The 23,066-nt window shown below is 67.5% G+C and carries 22 protein-coding genes; 3 read left to right on the forward strand and 19 right to left on the reverse strand.

Annotated elements, in window-relative coordinates; translation table 11 throughout:
* Positions 1-219 precede the first annotated feature (219 nt).
* The 9 genes from C8K36_RS18035 to C8K36_RS18075 form a co-directional block, all read right to left on the reverse strand.
* Positions 220-1,863 carry a class I adenylate-forming enzyme family protein gene (locus C8K36_RS18035; RefSeq protein WP_107985895.1) on the reverse strand — a complete coding sequence of 548 codons (1,644 nt, stop codon included), beginning with the start codon at positions 1,861-1,863 and terminating at the stop codon, positions 220-222.
* Positions 1,864-1,914: 51 nt separating this feature from the next.
* Positions 1,915-2,733 (reverse strand): SDR family NAD(P)-dependent oxidoreductase, encoded by an 819-nt coding sequence (locus C8K36_RS18040; protein ID WP_258195481.1) that lies wholly within the window; start codon positions 2,731-2,733, stop codon positions 1,915-1,917.
* 4 nt (positions 2,734-2,737) lie between these two features.
* Positions 2,738-3,886 (reverse strand): steroid 3-ketoacyl-CoA thiolase, encoded by a 1,149-nt coding sequence (locus C8K36_RS18045; RefSeq protein ID WP_107985896.1) that lies wholly within the window; start codon positions 3,884-3,886, stop codon positions 2,738-2,740.
* A gap of 79 nt (positions 3,887-3,965) precedes the next feature.
* Positions 3,966-5,186 (reverse strand): alpha-hydroxy acid oxidase, encoded by a 1,221-nt coding sequence (locus tag C8K36_RS18050; protein ID WP_107985897.1) that lies wholly within the window; start codon positions 5,184-5,186, stop codon positions 3,966-3,968.
* Positions 5,183-6,085, reverse strand: a complete 903-nt coding sequence (locus C8K36_RS18055) for an NAD(P)-dependent oxidoreductase (protein ID WP_107985898.1) — start codon at positions 6,083-6,085, stop codon at positions 5,183-5,185. The genes C8K36_RS18050 and C8K36_RS18055 overlap by 4 nt, the downstream gene beginning before the upstream one ends.
* Complete coding sequence (locus C8K36_RS18060) at positions 6,082-6,387, reverse strand: galactose-1-phosphate uridylyltransferase (protein WP_258195482.1); 306 nt, start codon at positions 6,385-6,387, stop codon at positions 6,082-6,084. Before C8K36_RS18060 ends, C8K36_RS18055 begins: the two co-directional genes overlap by 4 nt.
* Before the next feature lie 2 nt (positions 6,388-6,389).
* Positions 6,390-7,145 carry a class II aldolase/adducin family protein gene (locus C8K36_RS18065; RefSeq protein WP_107985900.1) on the reverse strand — a complete coding sequence of 252 codons (756 nt, stop codon included), beginning with the start codon at positions 7,143-7,145 and terminating at the stop codon, positions 6,390-6,392.
* A 48-nt stretch (positions 7,146-7,193) separates the two neighbouring features.
* Positions 7,194-8,054, reverse strand: a complete 861-nt coding sequence (locus C8K36_RS18070) for an alpha/beta fold hydrolase (protein ID WP_258195483.1) — start codon at positions 8,052-8,054, stop codon at positions 7,194-7,196.
* A 24-nt stretch (positions 8,055-8,078) separates the two neighbouring features.
* A complete protein-coding gene (locus tag C8K36_RS18075; RefSeq protein WP_107985902.1) occupies positions 8,079-9,284 on the reverse strand; it encodes an amidohydrolase family protein in 1,206 nt (401 codons plus the stop codon).
* A gap of 103 nt (positions 9,285-9,387) precedes the next feature.
* Between C8K36_RS18075 and C8K36_RS18080 the strand changes: the two genes are divergently transcribed.
* Both C8K36_RS18080 and C8K36_RS18085 read left to right on the forward strand, forming a co-directional pair.
* Positions 9,388-10,116: an IclR family transcriptional regulator gene (locus tag C8K36_RS18080; RefSeq protein ID WP_107985903.1), complete on the forward strand. Its 729-nt coding sequence runs from the start codon at positions 9,388-9,390 to the stop codon at positions 10,114-10,116.
* 137 nt (positions 10,117-10,253) lie between these two features.
* Positions 10,254-11,171, forward strand: a complete 918-nt coding sequence (locus C8K36_RS18085; RefSeq protein WP_107985904.1) for an AurF N-oxygenase family protein — start codon at positions 10,254-10,256, stop codon at positions 11,169-11,171.
* A gap of 498 nt (positions 11,172-11,669) precedes the next feature.
* Here the strand turns inward: C8K36_RS18085 and C8K36_RS18090 are convergent, their stop codons facing one another.
* Positions 11,670-12,638: a 2-hydroxyacid dehydrogenase gene (locus tag C8K36_RS18090; protein WP_107985905.1), complete on the reverse strand. Its 969-nt coding sequence runs from the start codon at positions 12,636-12,638 to the stop codon at positions 11,670-11,672.
* Between the two features lie 5 nt (positions 12,639-12,643).
* Positions 12,644-13,405, reverse strand: a complete 762-nt coding sequence (locus tag C8K36_RS18095) for an SDR family NAD(P)-dependent oxidoreductase (RefSeq protein ID WP_107985906.1) — start codon at positions 13,403-13,405, stop codon at positions 12,644-12,646.
* 180 nt (positions 13,406-13,585) lie between these two features.
* On the opposite strand from C8K36_RS18095, the gene C8K36_RS18100 reads away from it, so the two are divergent.
* Positions 13,586-14,362, forward strand: coding sequence for an SDR family oxidoreductase (locus tag C8K36_RS18100; RefSeq protein ID WP_107985907.1), 777 nt, complete (start codon positions 13,586-13,588; stop codon positions 14,360-14,362).
* A 70-nt stretch (positions 14,363-14,432) separates the two neighbouring features.
* On the opposite strand, the gene C8K36_RS18105 is transcribed toward C8K36_RS18100, so the two are convergent.
* The 8 genes from C8K36_RS18105 to C8K36_RS18140 form a co-directional block, all read right to left on the reverse strand.
* Positions 14,433-15,248 (reverse strand): MaoC/PaaZ C-terminal domain-containing protein, encoded by an 816-nt coding sequence (locus tag C8K36_RS18105; protein ID WP_107985908.1) that lies wholly within the window; start codon positions 15,246-15,248, stop codon positions 14,433-14,435.
* 25 nt (positions 15,249-15,273) lie between these two features.
* Positions 15,274-16,452: a lipid-transfer protein gene (locus C8K36_RS18110; protein ID WP_107985909.1), complete on the reverse strand. Its 1,179-nt coding sequence runs from the start codon at positions 16,450-16,452 to the stop codon at positions 15,274-15,276.
* Entirely contained in the window at positions 16,452-16,898 is a 447-nt protein-coding gene (locus C8K36_RS18115; protein ID WP_107985910.1) for a MaoC family dehydratase, read from the reverse strand. Before C8K36_RS18115 ends, C8K36_RS18110 begins: the two co-directional genes overlap by 1 nt.
* Positions 16,895-18,007 carry an acyl-CoA dehydrogenase family protein gene (locus C8K36_RS18120; RefSeq protein WP_107985911.1) on the reverse strand — a complete coding sequence of 371 codons (1,113 nt, stop codon included), beginning with the start codon at positions 18,005-18,007 and terminating at the stop codon, positions 16,895-16,897. Before C8K36_RS18120 ends, C8K36_RS18115 begins: the two co-directional genes overlap by 4 nt.
* Entirely contained in the window at positions 18,007-18,960 is a 954-nt protein-coding gene (locus C8K36_RS18125) for a bifunctional MaoC family dehydratase N-terminal/OB-fold nucleic acid binding domain-containing protein (RefSeq protein WP_107985912.1), read from the reverse strand. The genes C8K36_RS18120 and C8K36_RS18125 overlap by 1 nt, the downstream gene beginning before the upstream one ends.
* Complete coding sequence (locus C8K36_RS18130) at positions 18,957-20,123, reverse strand: acyl-CoA dehydrogenase family protein (RefSeq protein WP_107985913.1); 1,167 nt, start codon at positions 20,121-20,123, stop codon at positions 18,957-18,959. The genes C8K36_RS18125 and C8K36_RS18130 overlap by 4 nt, the downstream gene beginning before the upstream one ends.
* Before the next feature lie 177 nt (positions 20,124-20,300).
* Positions 20,301-21,146, reverse strand: a complete 846-nt coding sequence (locus C8K36_RS18135; protein WP_107985914.1) for an SDR family oxidoreductase — start codon at positions 21,144-21,146, stop codon at positions 20,301-20,303.
* 1 nt (position 21,147) lies between these two features.
* Positions 21,148-22,788, reverse strand: a complete 1,641-nt coding sequence (locus C8K36_RS18140; RefSeq protein ID WP_219910024.1) for an AMP-binding protein — start codon at positions 22,786-22,788, stop codon at positions 21,148-21,150.
* Positions 22,789-23,066: the final 278 nt, after the last annotated feature.

Below are 23,066 nucleotides of genomic sequence, written 5' to 3' on the forward strand. Positions count from 1 at the left end.
CGAAATCCAAGCAGCAGAAAAAGTTCCGTTCGCCGCTGTGACGACTCTAACAGCACACAACGGTCGTTGCGCAACGGGTTGTCGTCTAACGGCACGCACATTGATCGACTTCACCCGAACCTCGAGGCCGAATGGAGACAGCATCGAGCCGACCCACACCCATACGGTGCGCGCCGGCCGGATCCTTTTGGCTACAGCAATTTTCGGGCGGTCAACTTACTACAGAGTAGCCAGAACCTCCACCCGCTTGACCTTGCCGGTCGCGTTACGCGGCAACTCCTCATCCCTCAGGATCCATCTACTCGGCACCTTGTACCGCGCAATGCGTTCCGACATGAATGACTGGAGCTCATCGACGGTGACCGCGTCGTCGTTGGAGGTCACGACAACAGCGCACACCTCTTCGCCCAGGTCGGCGTGTTCGACGCCCAGCACGATGCACTCGCGCACCTCCGGATGCTCCGCGAGTACGTCCTCGACCTCGGCCGGATAGACGTTCTCGCCACCACGCAGGATGAGATCCGAACGGCGACTGGTGATCCGGAGGTGTCCGTCCTCCATGGTCCCCAGGTCACCGGTCCGCATCCACCCGATGTCGTCGATGCTCGCCGCAGTCGCCTCGGGGTTGTTCCAGTACCCCAGCATCACGAGCGGACCGCGCAGGTAGATCTCGCCCTCGACGCCGTCCGGCACGGGCTGCCCGGCGCCGTCTCGAACCTCGACCCGCATGGTGGGCACAGGCGCACCCACGGTGTCGGGGCGTTCGGCCAGGTCCGCCGCCGTTGCGAGTGTCGCCGCGGAGGAGGACTCGGTGAGCCCGTACGTGGTTCCGAGGGACCGCTCCGCTGCCGGGAGGGCCTTCCGCAGCCGTTCCTTGAGAGCGGCCGACGACGGCGCCGAGCTTACCGAGATCGTCTGCAGCGAAGACAGATCGTAAGCCGAGAGGTCTCCGTGCTCGACCAGCCGGCTCACCATGGTGGGGACGGCTCCCCAGTTGGTCAACCGCTCCCTCTCGATGAGACGGAGCACGCGGTCGATGTCGAATCGGCCGGTGGTGATCACCGCGGTGTCACCGAAAGCGAGACGGGGAACCGCGAGGTTGTGCAGGGCGGCAATGTGGAAGAGCGGCGTCGCGAGCAGGAATCGACGACCGCTCGGAGCACGTCCGAACTCGGCCGCCAATGCATCGTTGAACCGGTGGAAGTCCACCGCGGCCATCATGTTCCGCTGGGAATGCGTAGCCCCCTTGGGACGTCCTGTCGTGCCGCTGGTGAAGAGGATGACCGCCGGATCCTCCTCGTCCACCACCGGCTCCGGCAGTGCTGCACCCGGCCGGGCCGTCGACAGTGCCGGAATGTCCACCTCGACCGACAGGACGGGGACGTTCACCTCGCCGAGCAGCTCTCGGCGGGACGCATCCGCCACGATCAGGTGCGGCTCGGACAGCTCGACACCGTAGGCGATCTCGCGGGCCGACCACAGCGAGTTCATACCGACGGTGACGGCGCCCAGCGCGGTCGCCGCCCAGAATGTCATGATCCACTCGGCGTTGTTGGCGGACAGGATCGCGACCCGATCGCCCTCCGCGATGCCGTACCGCGAACGCAACTCGGATGCGAGCGACGCGACCCGATCGAGATGCTCGATGAACGTCAGCCGGAGGTCGTCGCACACCAGGTACTCGGCGTCACCGTAGCGGGCGGAGTCGACGAGAAGTTTGTGCAGGGACCGGTACCTGTTGCGGAACACCGGCATCGCCGCTCCGCGCACCTGCTCCTCGACGATTTCGAACGGGGCACCCGGCGCGGTCAGCCGCGCGATGGCTTCCGCGCGCGCATCCGGCGCACGACGAAGGTCGGACATCTCTACACCTCTCGAGGACTTGTCGGTCGGGGCCGGCGGCGCCGATACCGATCAACGAACGGTCAATTGGCCGCCGTCGACGTTCCAGGACTGGCCGCTTACCCATCCGGCCTGCTCACTGGCCAGAAAGACTGCAGCCCAAGCTACCTCACGCGGATCACCGGCGCGCCTCAACGGGATGTTGGCCTCGACGTATCGCTGCCACACGTCGGCCGGCCAGTCGTCGAGCCGGCTTGTGGAGGTTACGCCAGGGCACAACGCGTTCACTCGAATCCCCGACGGCCCGAGTTCCTTCGCCATCGACGATGTCAACGACTGCACCGCGGCCTTCGACGCGGCGTACGCGGCGGTGTCGGCACCACCCAACTTCCCGCCGATCGAGGAAATGTTGACGATGCACCCACCCACGTTTCGCTCGACCATCGCTCGCGCGAATGCCCGGCTCATCAGGAAGGTCCCGCGCAGGTTCACCCGCAGCACGCGATCCCAGACCTCGACGTCGAGTTCGGTCACGGGAACGCGATCACCACCGCGCGCGGCGGCGGCGTTGTTGACGAGAACGTCCACGCCGCCGAACTCGTCCCGAACCCTGGTCAGCAGTTTGTTCACGGCGTCCTCGTCGGCGACGTCCGTCACGAGGGCGAGGGCCCGACGCCCGAGCCCACGGATCTCGTCGGCGACGGATTCGATGTCACGCCAACCGGCGGCCTTCTCCTCGTCGGTGAAGCGATCCGGCGTCCGACCTGTGCCGGTGACGACGACGTCGCAACCGGCACGGGCGAGTTCGACCGCGATTTCCCGGCCGATCGAACGCATCCGACCGGCACCCGTGACGACGGCAACCTTGCCGTCCAGCCCGGTGAGCTGCACTACATCACACCCTTTCGACGATCGCTCCCGTTGCCATCGCGCCGCCGGCACACACCGCGACGAGAGCACGCTCACCGTCGCGACGCTCCAGTTCGTCTATGACCGCCGCGATCAGCCGGACGCCGGACGACCCGACAGGATGACCGAGCGCGACCGCACCACCGTTGACGTTGAGCCGGTCCTCGTCCACACCGTGCACGCGCGCCATCGACATCGGGACGGCAGCGAACGCCTCGTTGACCTCGAACAGGTCGATGTCCTTGACCGACAGCCCGGTTCGGTCGAGCAGGTACTCGGTAGCCTGCACCGGACCGTCGAGCAGGAAATGCGTCTCCGCGCCGATGAGGCACTGGGAGACGATTCGCGCCCGCGGTCGCAGACCGAGGTCACGGGCACGCGCCTCGTCCATCAACAGCGCCGCGGCGGCACCGTCGGATATCTGCGACGACGTACCCGCGGTGTGCAGGCCGCCCTCGAGAATCGGCTTCAGTTTCGCGAGCGCCTCCATCGACGTCTCCCGCAGACCCTGATCACGCGAGACCTCGGCCGGGGCGCCGCCGTCCGTGCCGGGAGCCTTCACCGGAATGATCTGCCGATCGAACCGGCCTTCCGCCCACGCCTGCGCCGCCCGCTGCTGCGAGCGCAGGCCGAACGCGTCGAGGTCCTCGCGCGTGAGGCCGCGTCGGCGCGCGATCCGGTCGGCACCCTCGAACTGCGCCGGGATATCGACCGTCCAGTTCGGGGGCTTGGGGCTGCCGAAGTCGCCCTTGATGTTGGACAGCAACGGCACCCGCGACATCGCCTCCACACCACATGCCATGCCCGCGTCGATGACACCCGCAGCGATCTGCGCAGCGATCAGGTGCACCGACTGCTGACCCGAACCGCACTGGGCGTCGATCGTCGTCACACCCGTGCGTTCCGGCAGACCCGCATGCAGCCACGCGTTACGGCTGACGTTCGACGCCTGCTCTCCCGCCTGCGTGACACATCCGCCGATCACCTGCTCGACGATCGCCGAATCGACCCCCATCCGCTCGAGAAGCCCGGACTGGACGGCACCCAGCAGTTCCGTGGCGTGTAGGCCCGACAGCCACCCGCCACGCCGACCGATCGGCGACCTCGCCGCATCCACGATCACCGGGTTACCCATAGCAGTCCTCCTCGAGCAGGCAGATTTCTGGAACGGGATTCTTGATACAGAGGAATTCGACGCTTTTGTGGCGCGGGTCTCACTGGGTGGCAATCAAGGGGATCGAAACCCCGTTCTGATCTCCGATCGACACCGGACGCACGTGGGAACGGTCGAGATCCCGGACGTCGCGCACACCAAGCAGAGTCAGCCCGCGTTCGATCTCCGCACGCAGGATCGTCAGCACGTGCTCGACGCCCTGCTCACCCGCCACCGCCATCCCGTACAGGCACGGCCTGCCGACGAGCACCGCGTCGGCCCCGAGGGCGAGGGCTTTGATCACGTCCGTACCGCGCCGTATCCCGCCGTCGAGGAGAACTTCCGCCCGCCCGGCGACGGCATCGGCAACTTCCGGCAGGGCCGTCACCGACGGCACGCAACTGTCCAGTTGGCGACCACCGTGATTCGACACGACGACGCCGTCGAGACCGAGATCGACCGCCCGGACTGCGTCGTCGGCCCGCAGCACTCCCTTCACGAAGAGGCGGCCCTGCCAGTTGTCACGCATCCAGGCAAGGTCGTCCCAGTTCAGCCTCGACTGCACGAGGTGGCGTTCCTGCACCTCGATCGATGCGAGCGCGGCGGTCACACCGTCACCGGACGCGAGGTTGCGGCCACCGATCCGCCGATGTCGCACAACGTCGTAGGCCCACCGCGGGTGGCGGGAGACGTCGAGCAGACGGCGCGGCGTGAGAACGGGTGGGACACCCATCCCGGCCCGCTTCTCGCCCTCGCGGTTTCCGACGGCCGGCACGTCGACCGTCACGAACAGCGACCGGAACCCGGCGTCCCACGCGCGACGCATGAGGGCCGCCGCGACGCCACCCGAGCCGGGGTACAGCTGAAATGCGTGCTGTTCCCGAGCCGCGCTCGCGACCTCCTCGACCGACCACGTGGACGCCGTGCTCACGACGCACCGCGTCCCCACGCGCTCCGCGGCGCGGATCGTGTCGAGGTCACCGCTCCACCGGGTGAGTCCGTTGAATCCCGTGGGCGCGGTGAGGACCGGCATCGAAACGGGCAGCCCCGCAACCGTGGTGGACAGGTCATGGGAGTCGTGACCGGCGAGAACGCTCGGCACGAGCCACCAGTCGTCGAAGGCCGAACGGTTGCCGGCGACGGTCCGCAGATCGTCGGCGCCGCCCTCGATGTACGCCCACACCATGCGCGGCACCTTCCGGCCCGCGACGCGCCGGTAGTCGTCGACGCTCAGGAGGTCTGCAGAACCGGACCAGCGCCAGTCGAATCCGAACGCCTTCACGAGGCGGCCGTCACGGTGGAACTGTCGACGTAGCGGCCGATCTTGCGTGCGGCCGCAGCCCAGCACCGGTCGAGCACATCGTCGGTGATGCCCGCGGCGTGCGGCGTCACCACGACGCCCGGCGCGGACCACAGGTCGTGATCCGCGGGAAGGGGTTCGGGATCGGTGACATCGAGAATGGCGTACACGCGCCCGGCCGCCTCCAGAAGGGCGTCCGTGTCCACGAGTTCACCGCGTCCTGCATTGATCAGCACCGCACCACCCTTCATCGATTCGAGGAAATCCGCATCCGCGAGTCGCACCGTCGAGTCGTCCAGAGGCAGAGCCAGGATCACGACATCCTGGTCCCCGACCACGGACCGCGCCTGGTGGAGGTCCAGGACGCCTGCCCGTGCCGTCCGTCCGACGAGGGTGACCGTACAGCCGAACGGCTCGAGCCGTCGAAGAAGGTTCTCACCGATGTCGCCGGCGCCGAACACGAGCACTTTACTGCCGGAGAGGGTTCCGGTGCGATGCGCCTGCCACTGCCGGTTCTCCTGTTTGATCCGGTAGCCCGCGAGATCGCGGACGTGAGCGAGCAGTTGCGCCACCACCCACTCGGCCACCGCACCGCCGTGCGCGTGGTCGGCATTCGACAAGACGACACCGTCGGGTACGACGTTCGTCCAGCGCTCGACCCCCGAACTGAACAACTGCACCATGCGCAGTCGCGGCAGCTGTGCGAACAGCGCACCTGCGGTCGCGGGATCGATCCGGTTCGCCACCAAAATCTCTGCGTCGCGGGCACTGTCCGGGAGGCGACCCGACTCCGGGTCGTACACGACCGGACGGATACCCGGCAGTTTCCCGAGAACCGACACACCACGTTCCTCGGGGACGAGGACCACCGTCGACGTCATCGCGACGTCCGCTGTCCGTCTGCCCGCCGCGACTCCACCGAGGCGAGGATGTCGGCCGGCCAGATCGGACGCGAGTGACGACGGTAGTGATCCCACGTCGCCTCCAGGACCTCGGATTCGGTACATCCACCCAGCAGTTCAGCCCAGTAGTACTCGTCGAGGCGCTCGCCGAGTGGACGGCGCTCGATGCCGGAGATGATCCGGATGACCTCGCGGCACGTGAAGGTGTCCGCTACGCGGTCCGCCGAGGCGGGACGGGCCGCAACGTGGTCCGCCTCCGCCTCGACGGGGATCGACGACATGATCATCGCGGCCGCGACAGGATCTTCTGCGCGAGTGCGGGATCGGCGCGAAGTTCCTTGCGCACCGCGGCCTCCCAGAAGCCGTGGTAGCCATTGCCGTCGTTCTTCAGCTGCCTGTCCAGCCACCAGTCGGGGAGCGACGTCTTGTCGGGACCGCCGGCCACCCGCACCATCCATGCGTTCTTGCAGCGCTGTTCGAGCGCGACCGCACGGAGGAACACTGCACGCGCAGTGTCCGCGATGACGAAGACACCGTGACCGCCGAGCAGCGCGCGATCCGCATCACCGATCGCGCGGACCGCCTTTTCGGCGGCTTCCATACTGTTGACGGCGCCGTCGTACTCGTCGACCAGGACCAGCTCGCCGCCGCCGAGGCTCGAGCTCTGGTCGTACGCGGGCGGTACTTCCTTGATGTCGCCCCAGACCGTGCCGTACTCGGAGTGATTGTGTAGCGCCCACACCACCTCCGGGCGGGCGTTGTGCAGCGCGAGGTGCAGCGGAATGCCGAGCGGCACCGGCCAGTCACCCTCGATCAGATTGCCCTGCAGATCGATTCGCAGAAGATCCTCGGGGCACATCTCCTCCCACGTCAGCAGCCACGGATTGCACAGCAGCGTGCCGTCACCCAGGTTGTAGGTGATGTGGCCCGCCAGGTTGTCGCGGTAGCCCTCGTTCCAGAGGGTGCGGCCGAGCATGACGATCTCTTCGCGCGGATCGAGTTCGGGGATCAGTCGATCCGCGGTAGGCGTGAATTCCAACGTAGAAACTCCTCTTGTGTTGCGAGGCACGACGGCCCCGGTTGACGCTCAGTCGAGTTCGCCGCGCCGCCACGGTGCGAAGAACTCCGCGATTGCGCCGGCGACGTCGTCCGGCGAGTCGTCGATGAAGAAGTGCCCGCCCGGGACGGCTACTCCGGTGACGTCGTGCGCAAAACGCTTCCAGACGGTCAGCGGATGCTCGCGCCGGGTGAGCGGGCCGCGGTCACCCCACAGCACGAGCACCGGGCAGGCGATCCGACGACCCGCATCGAGCGCGTCGTGCTCGAGATCGACGGACGCACCGGCCCGATAGTCCTCACACGTCGCGTGGACGACCGCCGGATCACGGAAGTAGCGCTTGTAGTGCTCGACGTCCTCCGCCGACATCGTGGAGTCCGCCCCGCCCGCCAGGCCGAGCACGTTGTCCATCCACGCATCCGGGTTTCCGTCGATCAACTGTTCGGCGAGTGCATGCGGCCGGATCAGGAAGAACCAGTGGAAGTACATCGTCGCCAACTGCCGATCGGTCGTCGCGTAGACCTCCGACGTCGGCAGGATGTCGAGCAGTGCGGCCTGCACCACCCGCTCCGGGTGATCGAGGCACATGCGATGCACCACCCTCGCACCCCGGTCGTGGCCGGCGACCGCAAATCTTTCGAAGCCCAACCTGCGCATGACTTCTACCTGGTCGCCGGCCATCGCGCGCTTGGAATACGTCGCGTGGGCGTCGTCGCCCGCCGGTTTACTGCTGTCGCCGTACCCCCGAAGATCTGTGGTCACGACGGTGAAGCGATCGGCGAGGGCATCCGCGACCCGCTGCCAGACGCGGCGCGTCTGCGGATACCCGTGTAGGAGCAGCACAGGCGGGCCCGAACCGACCACCCGCGTGGCAATCTCGACTTCACCCACGTCGACGAGCAAGCCTCTCCCCCCTCAGCCTCGGGGCAGGACGATCTCGGGCAGCGGGTGGCGGTACAGCTTGGCGGCGTTCTCGCTGCACATCGCGCGCATCTCGTTCGCCGGAATGTCGCCCCAATAGTTCTCGAGGACGCTCTGGGTGTGTGGCCAGGTTCCGTCACCGTGCGGGTAGTCCGTCTCGAGCATGATGTTCTCGACACCGATGACGTGACGCAGCGCGATGGTGGACGGGTCGTCCAACGTGCAGAACCAGAAGTTGCGTCGCAGGATGTCCGACGGGCGCTCGTCCCAGCCCAGACCGTAGCCGGAGCGGTCGATGATGTTGTCGAGGCGGTCGATCAGCATCGGCACCCAGCCGATGCCACCCTCGCTCATCGCGATCTTGAGGGTCGGATGCTCCTTGGGGTACCCCGACCACAGCCATTCACTGCACGCGCCGAGTGAAAGCTGACCGAACATGGTGGCGCCCAACTGGAGCCCCGGCGCGCCCTGCGGATACGCATACATGCCCGAGCTGCCCACATGCAGCGAGATGACGGTGTCGGTGTCGACACAGGCCTGAATGATCGGATCCCAGTGGTCGCGATCCCACAGCGAGGGAAGGCCGATGGCGTGCGGACGCTCGGGGAAGGTGACCGACGTGAAGCCGCGCGCCGCGTTGCGCTCGATCTCCTTGACGGCCTCGACCGGATCGGTGAGGTAGGTGATGCCGCCGGGGATCACGCGGGTCGGGTACTCGAGGTGCCACTCGTTGTAGAGCCAGTCGTTCCAGGCGCGCACCGCCGCGATGCCCACCTCCTTGTCGGAGGCGTGTGCGAAGACGCGGCCGCAGAAGCCGGTGATCTGCGACGGGAAGTTGAGCATCGCCCAGATGCCGCCCTTGTCCATGTCCTTGACGCGGGCATGAATGTCGTAACAGCCGGGACGCATCTGGTCGAAGCGGAACGGCTCGTACTTGACGGACTCCTTCCGGCGGCCGGCGACGGCGTTCATCCCCACCTGGGAGTAGATGTTGCCGTCGAACTCCCAGACCTGCGAACCGTCCTCACCCTCCAGGATCTTCGGGCCGCGATCCTTGAGCGACGCCGGCATCCACGTCTCGAACAGATGTGCCGGCTCGACCACATGGTCGTCGACGGAGATGACCGTGTACTTGACGTCGGCCGGTTCGGGCTCGGGGTTGAAGAGTTCGGGGTCGAGTTCCTGGTTGACAGCCGTCACGGCGTACTCCTTCGGGGAATCACGGAGGCGACTTCAGGAGCCACCTTGCCACGCGATGTATCACTATGTGATACTAAGTATCACTTACGGATACACATTAGGGGTGATCCAGATCGCAGTCAAGACATTGGGCACCCTCGCGCGCGGCCTCCGCGTCGTCGAGGCCGTCGCCGCGCACCAGCCGGTCGGGCTGACCGAACTGTCCCGACTGCTCGACGAGGACAAGAGCGCCCTGCAGCGCACCCTCGCGACACTCCACGACGCGGGATGGATTCACCCGCTTCCGGATTCACCCCCGAGGTGGGAAGTGTCCACCAAGCCATTGATTGTCGCGGGTCGTGCGATCGCGTCGTCGCCATTGCCGATCCGCGCACGCGCCCTCCTCGGCTCACTGCGCGACGCGACGGGCGAGACCGCACACCTGGCGATAGTCGATGACGGGGCGATCGCGGTCGTCGATGTCGCAGAAGGGAAGCAGATCGTCCGCACCGCGCTGCAAGTCGGCCAGATCCATCCGCCGGAGGTGAGCGCCGCGGGTCGCGCGGTGTGTGCACGACTGACCCCGGAAGCGCGCACAGCCCTGACATCCCACCCCGAAGCGCTCCTGGACGACGCCGGATACGCGGAGATTCGCACCCGGGGATGGTCGGTGTGCGAGGGCGCGATCGCGCCAGGATCGACCAGCATCGCGGCCGCAGTGCTGAATTCGTCCGGACACCCGATCGGCGCGGTCGTCGTCAGCGGCCCGGACACCCGCCTGACGCCGGACCGCTTCGCCGAGGTCGGAGCGCTGGTCCGCGACGTGGCCGCCGAACTGGGGAACGTCCGGTAGCGCCGGCGCGCCTCCTCGTCGGCGCGCTACCCATTGCCATCGTGACAATGTCCATTGTATGGTTCAGCTAACAGTTACCAGTAGTCACACACAGATGGCTCGCCGCGACTGCGGCCGTGACAAGACGAGGGGAAGTCATGACCACTGCGACTCCGTCGACCCGCACCGCTCCCGCGGTGACCGATCGCGAGGAGACCGCGCAGCGGTTGCTGGCCTCGTCCGCGCGCAAGTCGTACGACCCGATGGTCGAGGTCGACTGGAACGCCCCGGTGCCCCACGACAAGTTCGGCCTCACTCCCGAGTGGAGCACGCTGTACGGCACCGCGATGTGGGACGAACTCACCGACGAGCAGAAGATCGAGGTCACCAAGCACGAGGCGGCGAGCGTCTCGAGCGTCGGACTGTGGTTCGAGATCCTGCTGATGCAGATGCTGCTGCGCGACGTCTACGGACGCGACAAGCACTCGCGCCACGTGCAGTTCGCGCTCACCGAGGTGGCCGACGAGTGCCGCCACTCGGTGATGTTCGCGCGCGCCGGCGAGAAGTTCGGGATGCCCGACTACGGCCCGATCACGTTCATCCACAAAGCCGGTCGACTCTGGGGCGGGCTGTTCCGCGGCGCCAACGCGTACGCGAGCGTCATGGCGGCCGAGGAGATCCTCGACATGATGCAGCGTGACTTCATGAAAGACGAGCGGGTCCAGCCGATCACGCGCACGGTCAGCAAGATTCACGTCCTCGAAGAGGCCCGGCACATCCGCTTCGCCCGCGAGGAGGTGACGCGGCGACTGGAGGGCGCATCGCGTGCCCGACGAGCCTTCGAACGCGTCAGCACCGCGGCCACCGTCTACTTCGTCATGAAGAGCATGATCCACCCCGACGTCTACGCGAACGCCGGTCTCGACAAGGAGCGCGCCCTCGAGGTCGCCCGCGCGAACAAGTACCACCACGACAAGATCCGCACATCGGGTTCCAAGCTCATGAGCTTCCTCGACAGCGTCGGACTCGTCGGCGGTCCGTCGAAGCTGCTGTACAAGAAGGTCCACCTGCTCTAGAAAGCAGGGTCACGGCGCGAGTGTGCGGTGCGCGGCAGGGGGAGGTCCCGCGCACCGCGCATTTCGCGTCTCGAGACACCCGGTCTTCGAGATGCTCGAAGCGAAAGGGCTGTGCGCCGGAGCGAAAGGGCTGTGCGCCGGACGGTTTCGTCCGGCGCACAGCCGATTCTCGTGAAGCGTCGGTCGTTACGTCGGCGGGTCGACCGGGCCACCGCCCGAGCCGCTGACCTGGAACCCGGATGAGCCCGCCGAGAACGCCAGGTTGAGGATGATGGTGAAAAGATCATTCGTGCTGAACATTTCGACACCCCTTGTCTGTCGGTAGAGCAGGAACCGATTGGTACGGTTCGTACGCTATCAGCGGATCGTGAAGGCTGCTCGGCACGAACAATCGACCACCGACAAACGCCCTCGATCCTGCTCTCGATCGCCGAATCACTCACGGCGCATCGAACGTTCGATTCGGTACCGGTCGATTCGGAGACGAGCGGGGCGGGCTCAGCCGACCGTCCACAGCGGCGCCTCGCCGCGGCACACCCGCGCAACGTTCTCCCCGGTCATGCGGAACATTCGTTCGCGGGCCGTCGAACTGCCGCCGGCGATGTGCGGACTCAGGAGCACGTTGTCGAGGCCGAACAGCGGGCTGTCGGCCTCGATCGGTTCGCGCGCGAAGACGTCCAGTGCCGCACCGGCCACCGCACCCGAGCGGATGGCGTCAGCGAGTGCCACCTCGTCCACGACGGGACCGCGAGCGACATTGACGACCAGCGCTTCCGGTGCAAGCAGCGCGAACTCACGCGCCGCGATCAGCCCCCGGGTCTCGGCGGTGAGCGGGACCGCGACCACCACGACGTCAGATTCCATCAGGAGGTCGTCAAGTGCGCGGTACGGCACCGCGGACTCCGGATCCGGTCGACGCGAGTGGTACGCGACCTCGCACCCGAACGCCCGGAACAACGCGGCGCAACGACGGTTGATGTCGCCGAAGCCGACCAGTCCGATGCGGCGATCGCCAAGGTCGCGACTGTCGCGCTGCAGGATCGACGACTGCGGCCAACGCCCGGAACGCATCTCGGCGTCCGCCCACCCGATCGATCGGCACAGGTTCGCGGTGGCCGCCACCGCCCATTCGGCGACGGACGCCGCGTTGCCGCCGGGTGTGTTCGCCACCGGAACCCCGGCGCGCGTCCAGGCATCGACGTCGATGTAGGCGATCCCGACGCCGGGTTGCTGGATCAGGCGCAGGTGCGCGCCCAACTCCGCTTCCGCCGGCCCGAGAGGCAATGCCCCACTCCAGTCGGCGACGACGACGTCGACCTCCGGGATCAGCGCCCGCACCGCATCGACGGTTCGCTCGGCGGGCCGGACGATTGTTGCGGTGTCGCCGACGGCGACGCGCACGGCCTCACCGATCGCCGGATCCGCGCCGAGCAGCAGGATCCGATTCGGGGCCGTGCGCGCATCCACGGGTATCAGCCCCAGCGGGACTGCCCGCCGTCGAGCGGGATCGTGGCACCGGTGAGGTAGCCGGCGTCCTCACCGACGAGGAACACGACCGCGCGGCCGATGTCGGTCTCCGCGTCACCGATGCGGCGCAGCGGGATGCTGGCCTTGAACGCCTCGGCCTCCTCGGGACGTGCCGCGATCCAACCCTCGAGGGCCGGCGACATCGCGTGCGGCGCGATGGAGTTGACGCGGATGCCGTCGACACCCCACTCGCAGGCAGCAGCGCGGGTCAGCGAGCGCATGCCCTCCTTGATCGAGCCGTAGGCGCCGTAGTCGCTCGCGTCCCAGCGGACCGCCGCCGACGTCACGAGGTTGATGATCGAACCGCCACCGCGCTCCTTCATCGACGGGTAGCACGCGCGCATCAGGCGCAGCGTCGCGAGCGGGCCGGTCTTGAACGACCGCTCGAAGTCGTCGTCCTTGACGGACAGCAGCGGTCCGGGGCCACAGTCGTTGGCGTTGTTGACGAGGATGTCGACACCGCCGAAGAACCCGAGCGTCTGCTCGACAGCCGCCTCGATGTCGTCCGCGTTGCTGACGTCGCACCGAACGGGTATCGCCTTGCCGCCGTATGCCTCGATCTGTTCGACCGTCTTGACGAGCTTGGACTCGGTGCGTCCGGCGACGGCGATCGACACGCCCTCCTTGGCCAGCGCGTGCGCGATGCCCCGGCCGATACCCTGCCCGGCGCCCGTGATGAGTGCAATCTTGCCGTCAAGCTTGCCCATGTGTACCCGCTCTCAAGTCTCGTGAACTGGGAAGATCTGGTGTGAGAGACCTCCAGTCGACTATTCTCGACCAAGCATTTGCTTGAGCGCAGCGTTTTCGCGAAATTGGTGACGAAAACTTCTGAGCACCAAGGATCCTCGTGGCGTGCGGCGCTGCGACACGACAGAAAGGCAGTTCGCGTGAACTACCCCAACCCGATCGACTTCAGCGGTCGCGCAGTGATCGTCACCGGCGGCACCAAGGGCATCGGCTACGTCATCGCCGAACATTTCCTGCAGGCCGGCGCCGACGTGCTCGTGTGCGCCCGCAACGAGCCCGACGCCCTGCCCACCGTCGACGGCCGCACCGCTGCGTTCCGTGCCGTGGACGTCCGTGACCCCGCCGACGCTACCGCCCTGATCCAGGACGCCGTCGATCGCTTCGGACGCCTCGACGTGCTGGTCAACAACGCCGGCGGCTCCCCCGACGCCGACGCCGCGACGGTGTCGCCGCGTTTCGTCGAGAAGATCATCGCCCTGAACCTGCTGGCCCCGGCCTACATGGCGCAGGCCGCGAATCTCGTCATGCGCGAACAGGAGACGGGCGGCGCCATCGTCAACATCGGCAGCGTCTCGGCACATCAGCCGCAGCCCGGCACCGCGGCGTACACCGCGGCCAAGGCCGGACTCCTCGGCCTCACCAAGGCACTGGCCCTCGAGTGGGCGCCGAAGGTGCGCGTCAACCACATCACCACCGGCCTGATCCGCACCGAGGCGGCGGCCACCGTGTACGGCGAGGACGGCGGCGCGGCGGTCACCCGCACCCTGCCGATGGAGCGCATGGCGGTTCCGTCGGACATCGCGAAGGCGTGCCTGTTCCTGGGCAGCGACCTGTCGTCGTACGTCAACGGCGCCGATCTGGCCGTGCACGGCGGCGGCGAGTACCCGGCCCGCTACATGGCGACGCAGGGCAACTGAGCCCGAAATGAAAACAGCTGCGGGAGCGTGACCGAAGTCGAACGCTCCCGCAGCTGAAGTGCTGGCGGGACTACTTGCCGAAGACCGCGTAGCCACCGGAGATGGCCGGCTTGCCCTCGCGGACCAGCTCGAACGACAGACCCGACGCGTCGCCCCACGCCCGCAGATCCGCGGTGTCACCGGGGAACACGGGAGCGGCGAAGCGGCCCTGCAGCTCCGTCAGATCCGCCGGATGCACACCGAGTTCCGCGGCGAGCGGCAGCGTCGACGCGGCGAGCGTGCACAGGCCGTGCATGATCGGACGCGGCTGGCCGATGCCGGCAGCGGCCGCAGGATCGATGTGGATGTGATGGCGGTCGCCCGTCAGCCGGTACAGCGCGGCCACGTTGAACGCGGTCTCCAGCTGCGCCGTCACATTGGCCTCGCCCTCCGGTGCCGGCGGCTTGGACGGGCCACGCTCGCCACCGAATCCGCCTGCGCCCGGGGCGAACAGGGACCAGGTCGCGACGAAGTACTCGCACTCGACCTTGACCTCGAACACCGCCGCGGCGCCCTTGTCCCAGACCTCGCCGACGCTGGCCTTCAGCGTGACCTCACCACTGCGGGGCAGCGGCGCGAGCACCTTCAGCTCCTGCGAACCGTGCAGCGCGGTCTTCATGTCGAAGGCACCGCGCTGCCCCAGCTCGTCGGGGGCCCACTGGGCCAGCGTCAGCGCGAACGTCGGCAGCACCCGCAGCCGGTCCTCCATCACGAGGTCCAGGTCGGTGGCCTTCGCACCCACGGCGAGCGCGTACAGGATCGCATCGCGCTCGTCGTAGCTCACCGTGCGGGTGCCGAGGTCGACCCCACGCCACGCGCCGGCCGGCTTCTGCTCCACTGCCGTCATTCTTCGGTCCTTCCAGGTAATTCGGTCAGGCGACGCCGAGAATCAGGCCGGACGTGGGAACCGCGGTTCCCGCCGTGACCATCATGTTCTCGACGTTCTCGGGCTGGTTGGTGGACGTACCCCGCAGCACCCGGACCGCCTCGGCGATGCCGTTGACGCCGTGCAGGTACGCCTCACCGACCTGGCCGCCGTGCGTGTTGCTCGGCAGCCGTCCACCGATCTCCAGATTGCCCTCGCGGATGAAGTCCTTGGCCTCGCCGGGACGGCAGAAACCGAGTTCCTCGAGCTGCGGGAGCACCAGAGGGGTGAAGTGGTCGTAGAGGATCGCGGCGTCGATGTCGTCCGGCGTCAGACCGGCCTGCGCATACAGCTGGCGGCCGACCAGACCCATCTCCGGGATGCCGGTGATGTCGGGGCGGTAGTAGCTCGCCATCATGTGCTGGTCCTTGCCACTGCCCTGCGCAGCGCCCTTGATGATCGCGGGCTTCTGGCGCAGGCTCTTGGCGCGCTCGGCCGAGACGATGACGAGGGCCTGTCCACCGTCGGTCTCCTGGCAGCAGTCGAGCAGGTGCAGCGGCTCGGCGATCCACCGGGAGTTCTGGTGGTCCTCGAGCGTGATCGGCTTGCCGTAGAACCACGCCTTCGGGTTGTTCGCGGCATGCTTGCGCGCCACGACTGCGACCCGACCGTAATCCTCACTCGTGGCACCGTACTGGTGCATGTACCGCCGAGCGAACATCGCGACCCACTGGGCGGGAGTCGCCAATCCCTGCGGGGTCAGCCATGCGTAGGCTGCACGGTCCGCGGTGGAGTCCATCGGGCGGTCGTGCTGACCCGCACCGAAGCGCATACCGGAGCGCTCGTTGAACGCGCGGTAGACCACCACGACGTCGGCGATGCCGGTCGCGACGGCCATCGCCGCCTGCTGCACCGACGCGCACGCCGCGCCGCCGCCGTAGCCGATCCGGGAGAAGAACTTGAGCTCCCCGAGTCCGCAGTTGCGGGCAACGAGGATCTCGCCGTTGGTCTCCATCGTGAACGTCGTCAGACCGTCCACCTCGGACGGATCGATCCCCGCGTCCTCGAGGGCCGCGGTGACGGCCTCGCACGCGAGCTGCAGCTCGGAGCGGCCGGACTTTTTCGAGAATTCGGTGGCGCCGATGCCGACGATCGCGGCGGCACCCGAGAGCGGGCTGACAGCCATCAGGCGTCCTTCCCTTCGGTGGCGGCGGGGTAGGCGACGGTGACCGAACCGGCGAGGTGGTTGCCGAGGCTGTTGGCGCCCACGACCTTCACCTCGACGAGGCCGTTCTCCTTGGAGACCACCTCGCCGGTCATCGTCATGGTGTCGCCCGGGTAGTTCGGGGCACCGAGGCGGATCTTCACGCGGCGCACCGTCGCGACCGGCCCTGCCCAGTCCGTCACGAACCGTCCTGCCAGACCGTTACTGGTCAGGATGTTCATGAACACGTCCTTCGAGCCGCGCTCCCGCGCCAGCTCGGGATCGTGGTGCACGTCCTGGAAATCGCGCGTCGCGATCGCGGTCGACACGATCAGCGTGCGGGTCAGCGGGATGGCCAGCTCGGGCAGCACCTCGCCGACGGTGATCTCGTCGTAGCTGCGGCCCGTGACGGTGACGGTGGCGGTCATGCGACCACCTCGACACCGGCGGCGAGCTGCGCGCCCAGACGGGCCAGGTCGGATGCGGAACCACCGAGAGTGGCGCCGATCTGCTTGCCCCACAGCAGGTGGCGGTGCACCGGGTAGTCGGTGTCGACGCCCATGCCGCCGTGGACGTGCGTGGTGCGGTGCACCACGCGCTGGCCGCCGTCGGTGGCCCACCACTTGGCGACGAGCACCGACGTGCCCGTCTCCTGGCCCTCGGCGAGCAGCCACGCGGCCTGCCACAGGGTCACGCGCATCGCCTCGAGGTCGATGTAGCAATCGGCCAACTGGTGGTTGACGGCCTGGAACGTCGCGAGCGGACGCCCGAACTGGTGACGACCGTTGAGGTACGTGACGGCCTGCGCCACGGCGCCGGCGCCGACACCGAGCTGGATCGCGGCGAGCGCCAGCTCGACACGGTCGACGAGCCACTGCGCGGTGGTGCCGTCGGCGGGACCGAGCAGCTCGGCGGGAGCCGACTCGAGCGTGACGTTGCCGCAGATCTCCCAGTTGGTGGAGTGCGTCTGCTCCACCGAGACGCCCGCACCGGCGAGGTCGACGACGAACAGCGCCGCACCGTTCGGCGTGGTCGCCGAGACGATCGCGCGATCCGCGACGTGGGTGATCGGGACGGCCGCCTTGGCGCCGGTCAGCGTCCACCGGCCACCGTTCTCGGTGGCCGTGGTCTGCGGCTCACCGTCGACGTACGGGCCGAACTCCTCGATCCCGATCGTCAGGAAGGTGCTGCCCTCGGCGACACCCGGGACCAGCGCGGTGCGCTGGGCATCGGTGCCGAACTCGGCGACCGCGAGAGCCGCGAGAGCCGACTGCCAGATCGGCACGGGCGCGACGTGGCGGCCCTGCTGCTCGAGCAGAACGTACAGTTCCGACAGGCCCAGCCCGCCGCCGCCGAGATCCTCGGGCAGCGCGATGCCGAGCAGGCCCGTGTTCGCGAGTTCGCGCCACAGGTCGCGGTCGATGCGCTCGTCGCTCTGCTCGACCTGCTTGACCCGGTCGATGTCGGCCTTGCTGGTGAAGACCTCGTCGGCGAGGTTGCGAATAGCCTCTTGCTCTTCGCTGAAGTTGAAGTCCATCAGGAGTCCTCCCGTGCGGCCGGACGGAACGCGGGCAGCGTCAGATCCGGGTCGGCGTCGATCCAGTCCAGTTCCACCGGCATGCCGATCTCGACATCGGCCGGCGCGATGCCGGTCATGTTCGCGATCAGGCGGGTGCCCTCTTCGAGTTCGATCGTCGCCACGATGAGCGGGTACTCGAATCCGGGAATCTGCGGGTGGTGGTTGACGACGAAGCTGTAGACGACGCCGCGGCCCGAGGCGTCGACGGTGTCCCAGTCGAGGGACTGGCACGCGCCACACATCGGACCGGTGGGGTGCCGCAGCACGCCACAGTTGGTGCAGCGCTGGATCACCAGGCGGTGCTCCTTGGCGGCCTCGAACCAGAAAGCGTTGTCGACGTTGAGCGCCGGACGCGGGCGCAGGCCCTTGGGCTTGGGAGCCTCGTCGGCCTTCGCCTTCGGCTTGAACCGCAGGGTGCGCCAGCGCTGCGTCGCGACTACCTCGTCGTCACCGCCGCGGCGGTAGGTCTTCAGCGTCGTGACGAAATGTCCGACGCCGAGGCCCGTCTTCTTCTCCTCGGAGATGTTGTCGATCACCTCGGTGAGCGAAACCCGGTCGCCGGGGCGCAGTTCCACGAAGAACTCGAAATCCGAGTCGGTCGCGACGACGGACGTGAAGCCCTCGTCGTCGAGCGTGGCGATGAGATCGGTCCACACCTGCGACGGATCGTTGTTCGCCATCTTGTCGTTGAACGTGCGCATCGTCCACACCTGCGCCATGAGCGCGGGCGCGACGGCGCCGTCCCGACCGGTGGCCCGAGCGGCCTCGTCATCGAGGTAGACGGGACTGGTGTCGCCCATCGTCTCGACCCAGTGCCGGATCATCGGGGTGTTGACCTCGTCCGGACCCCACGTGGTGGGAGTCAGGACCTGCCCCTCGAATGCCTGGAGCTTGGTGAGGAATTCGCTCACTTGACCCTCTTCTCACGCACGAGGCCGAGGCCCATCGTGCCGACCATGTCGCGCAGCACCTCGTTGACGCCGCCGCCGAACGTGTTGACCATGCCCTGGCGGGAGATCTGCTCGATCTGACCGGCCAGCAGCGCGCCCGGCGACTCCGGACGGATGCGTCCGGCCGCGCCCAGGATCGCGAGCAGCGTGCGGTAGGTGTCGATGTGAGTCTCCGTGCCGTACGCCTTCGTGGCGCCGGCGTCCGCACCGGACAGCTTGTCCGCAGCGACGGCCGCGGTCATCTTCCAGTTGAGCAGACGCATCGCCTCGAGCTTCGCGTGTGTGCGCGCGAACTCCTGCTGCACCCACGGGATCTCGATGGCACCGTTCTCCTTGGCCCAGTCCAGCACCTGATGCCACAGGCCGTAGGTTCGGCCGCCGATCGCGGCCAGACCGATGCGCTCGTGATTGAGCTGCGCGGCGATCAGCTGCCAGCCGCCGTTGACGTCGCCGATGACGTCCTTCTGCGGGACGCGAATGCCGCTGTAGTACGTCGAGGTGACCATGAGGCCACCGACGGTGTTGATCGGCGACCACGAGAAACCGGGATCGTCGGTGGGAACCACCAGGATCGAGATGCCCTTGTGCTTGGGGGCCTCGGGGTCGGTGCGGCACGCGAGCCACACGTAGTCGGCGGTGTTGGCGCCGGACGTGAAGATCTTGTTGCCGTCGACGACGAACTCCTCGCCGTCGAGGACGGCGCGGGTCTTGAGCGACGCGAGGTCGGTGCCGGCCTCGGGCTCGGTGTAGCCGATCGCGAAGACGATGTCGCCCGCGAGGATGCCGGGAAGGAAGCGTTCCTTCTGCTCCTCGGTGCCGTACTTCATCAGCGTCGGGCCGACGGTGTTGACCGTGACGAACGGGAACGGCAGGCCGGCGCGCTGCACCTCGTCGAAGAAGACGAACTGCTCCTCGATCGAACGACCCTGTCCGCCGTACTCCTTGGGCCAGCCGATGCCCAGCCAGCCGTCCTGGCCGAGCAGCTTGACGACCTCGCGGAAGTACTGGCCGCCCACGCCTTCCTCGCCGGCCTTACGGCGCTTCTCCTCCGGCAACAGGGCCGCGAAGTACGCCCGCAGCTCCTTGCGGAGCGCGAGCTGCTCGGGGGATTCCCTCAAATCCATCGTTACTCCTCTAATACCGAACGACGTCGTTTACCAAACGCAGACAGTCACCGAGCCCGGTGACTGCCTGCCTACTTTGTCCCGGACGCTAGCGATAGCGCCGGATCGCCGGGTCGCGCATCTCGCACAGCGGGAATCACTACCCGACCTGCACTCGAGCGGAACCGGGCCACCGAGTCAGGGCGTGGTGGAACCAGTGAGATCATTCACCAGCTTGGGCGCCCAGACCACCCTTCCGAGGAAGCGCTCGGTGTCGGGCGCGGTGGCCAGCCAGACCGCGGCGTCGGCCGGCACCGTAGCGGGCACAGAATCGAACCCGGCGTCCTCGATCTTGTCGGTGCCGCCGCGCGCCTTGCCGGACTCGGTGACGACGAAGCCGGGGCTGAGATTGAACGCCCGGATGCCGCTACCGCGGTACTCGGCGTTGACGGCCCCCGCCAGACGACCGAACGCAGCCTTCGACGCGGAATACGCGACGCCCCAGCCGCCCTCACCGGGCGCGGCCGGCGGATCGGTGGTGGCCGACCCCGAGACGAGGTTGACGACGACGCCCTCGCCGTTCTCGATCATCGACGGCAGCACCCGCTGGATCAGCGCCAACTGGTGCAGATAGTTGCCGCGCACCATGACGTCGGCGTCGTCGATGCGCAGATCGAGGATGCGCTCCATGTGACCGGCCGTCTGCGCGTAGGCGTTGTTGACGAGGACATCGACACGGCCCCACTCGCGCAGGACCTCGTCGGCCGCACCGACCACGGAATCCGCGTCGAGCAGATCCATCCGGATCGGCAGCGCGCGGGCGCCGCACGCCTCGATCTCCGCGGCCGTCGTCTCGAGGCTGCCGGGCACCGAGATCAACGACTCGCCTTCCGCGCGGGTGCGGGGCGTGACGGCTCCCTCACCCTCGCGAACCGTGCGCGCGGTGATCGCGACATCGAAACCCTTGCGCGCGAATGCGAGTGCGATCTCGCGACCGATACCGCGGCTCGATCCCGTGACGAGCGCGACTTTGCGGACCGTCATGTCAGACGCCGAGGAAGCGCTGGCGGCCGGACGCGACGAACTCGGCTTCGAGCGCGGCCTTGTCATCGGCGGTCATCGCCTTGTAGACGGGCTCGCCGCGGCCTTCCCAGCGGTAGACCGGCTCGTCGGTGCGCCACAGCTCCGCCTGCAGCTCACGCTTGAGGACCTTGTTCGATCCGGTGATCGGCAGATTCGTCGACACTCGCACGAACCGCGGCGTCGCCTTGCTACCGAGATCGGCCTGACCGGTCAGGTACTCGGCGAACTTGACCTCGTCGAAGCTGTCGAGCGACTCGACCTCGATCGCGGCCATCACCTGGTCGCCCGAGCGCGGGTCCGGGATCGCGTACACGCCGGTCGCGATGACCTCGGGGTGGCGGCGCAGCACGCGCTCGATCATCAGCGCCGACGTGTTCTCCCCGTCGACCCGGATCCAGTCGCCCTTGCGGCCGGCGAAGTAGATGAACCCGGCGTCGTCGATGTAGCCGAGATCGCCGGTCCAGTACCAGCCGTGCTTGATGCGATCGGAGTCGGCGGCGTCGTTCTTGTAGTAGCCCTCGAACGCGCGCGCACCCTCCTTGTTGATCATCTCGCCGATCGCCTCGTCCGGGTTCAACACCCGGCCGTGCTCGTCGAGGATCGCGCGGGCACACTGCTCACGCGTCTCGGGGTTCACGATCGCGATGCCGTCGTGCGCGGGACGCCCGAGGGCGGCGGACGGCGCCTGCGGGTCGAGCTTGACCGAGCCCGCTCCCTCGGACGAGCCGTAGCCCTCGAACAGCTCGGCGCCGAACCGGCGTACGAACTCGGCCTTGTCCTCGGGCGAGGCCTCGGTGCCGAAGCCACGCTCGAGCTTGTTGTCGATGTCGCTCGGCTGCTCGGGCGTCGCCATCAGGTAGGACAGCGCCTTGCCGACATAGGTGAAGAACGTCGCGCCGTAGAACGTCACATCGGGAAGGAAGCCGGATGCCGAGAACTTGCGGGCCTCGGGCAGGCAGACCGTCGCACCGTTCGCGAGCGCCGGAGCCCACAGCGCCATGAGCGCGTTGCCGTGGAACAGCGGCATCGGGCAGTAGTCGACATCGTCACGCTTGTGGCCGTACTTCGCGGTGTTCGCGTACGCGAGGCGCGACAGACGGCCCTGGCTGCACTTGACGCCCTTCGACATTCCGGTCGTGCCCGACGTGAACAGCAACAGGTACAGGCTGAACTCGTCGATACCGTCGGCGATCGCGGGCTCGACCCGGTGGGCGGCGATCCGCTCGCGGTAGTCCGGGGCGTCGACGAGGACGAACCGGTCCTCGGTCAGACCGAGATCGAGGCCCTTCAACTTCTCCATGCCGGCGGTGTCGGTGACGATCAACTGGCAGTCGACGTACTTGATCTCGGCTTCGAGTTCGGTGGCCCCGCGGGTGGGGTTGATGCCGACGATCGTCGCACCGGTCAACGCGGCGCCGCCGAGCCAGAACAGGAACTCCGGCACGTTCTCGAGCAGCACGCCGATGTGGAACGGGCCGTCGGCCCGGAGGGAACGGGCCAGATCGCCGCACGCGGCACTCTCGCGGACGACCTCATCCCACGTCCAGTCCTGGTCGCGGGTGCGCAGACCGAGGTGTTCGTCCCCGACGCGATCGAGCAGCATCTCGGCAATCGTGGTGCGTTCCAACTCATTCACTCCTGTCGCAGCGCCGGTAGGCGCGGTACTGATGGCCTTCGGCCGTGTCGGCAGGTCAGCCATGCCTCATTCGCGAAAGTATCCGTGGGGTGTCGCGCAGATCACCGCCAGTCTCGCTCAGTGGTAACTCCCCCCATGGCGGCTTCGGGACGTGACAAATTGCCGTGAGAAACCCGTCACATCCCTCATCCCACGGCTGCTAGCTGGGTGTTCACTGATAAATGGTGACAGGAACGACTCTGTGA

It is taken from the genome of Rhodococcus sp. OK519 (genome assembly GCF_003051005.1).
Lineage (GTDB): Bacteria > Actinomycetota > Actinomycetes > Mycobacteriales > Mycobacteriaceae > Prescottella.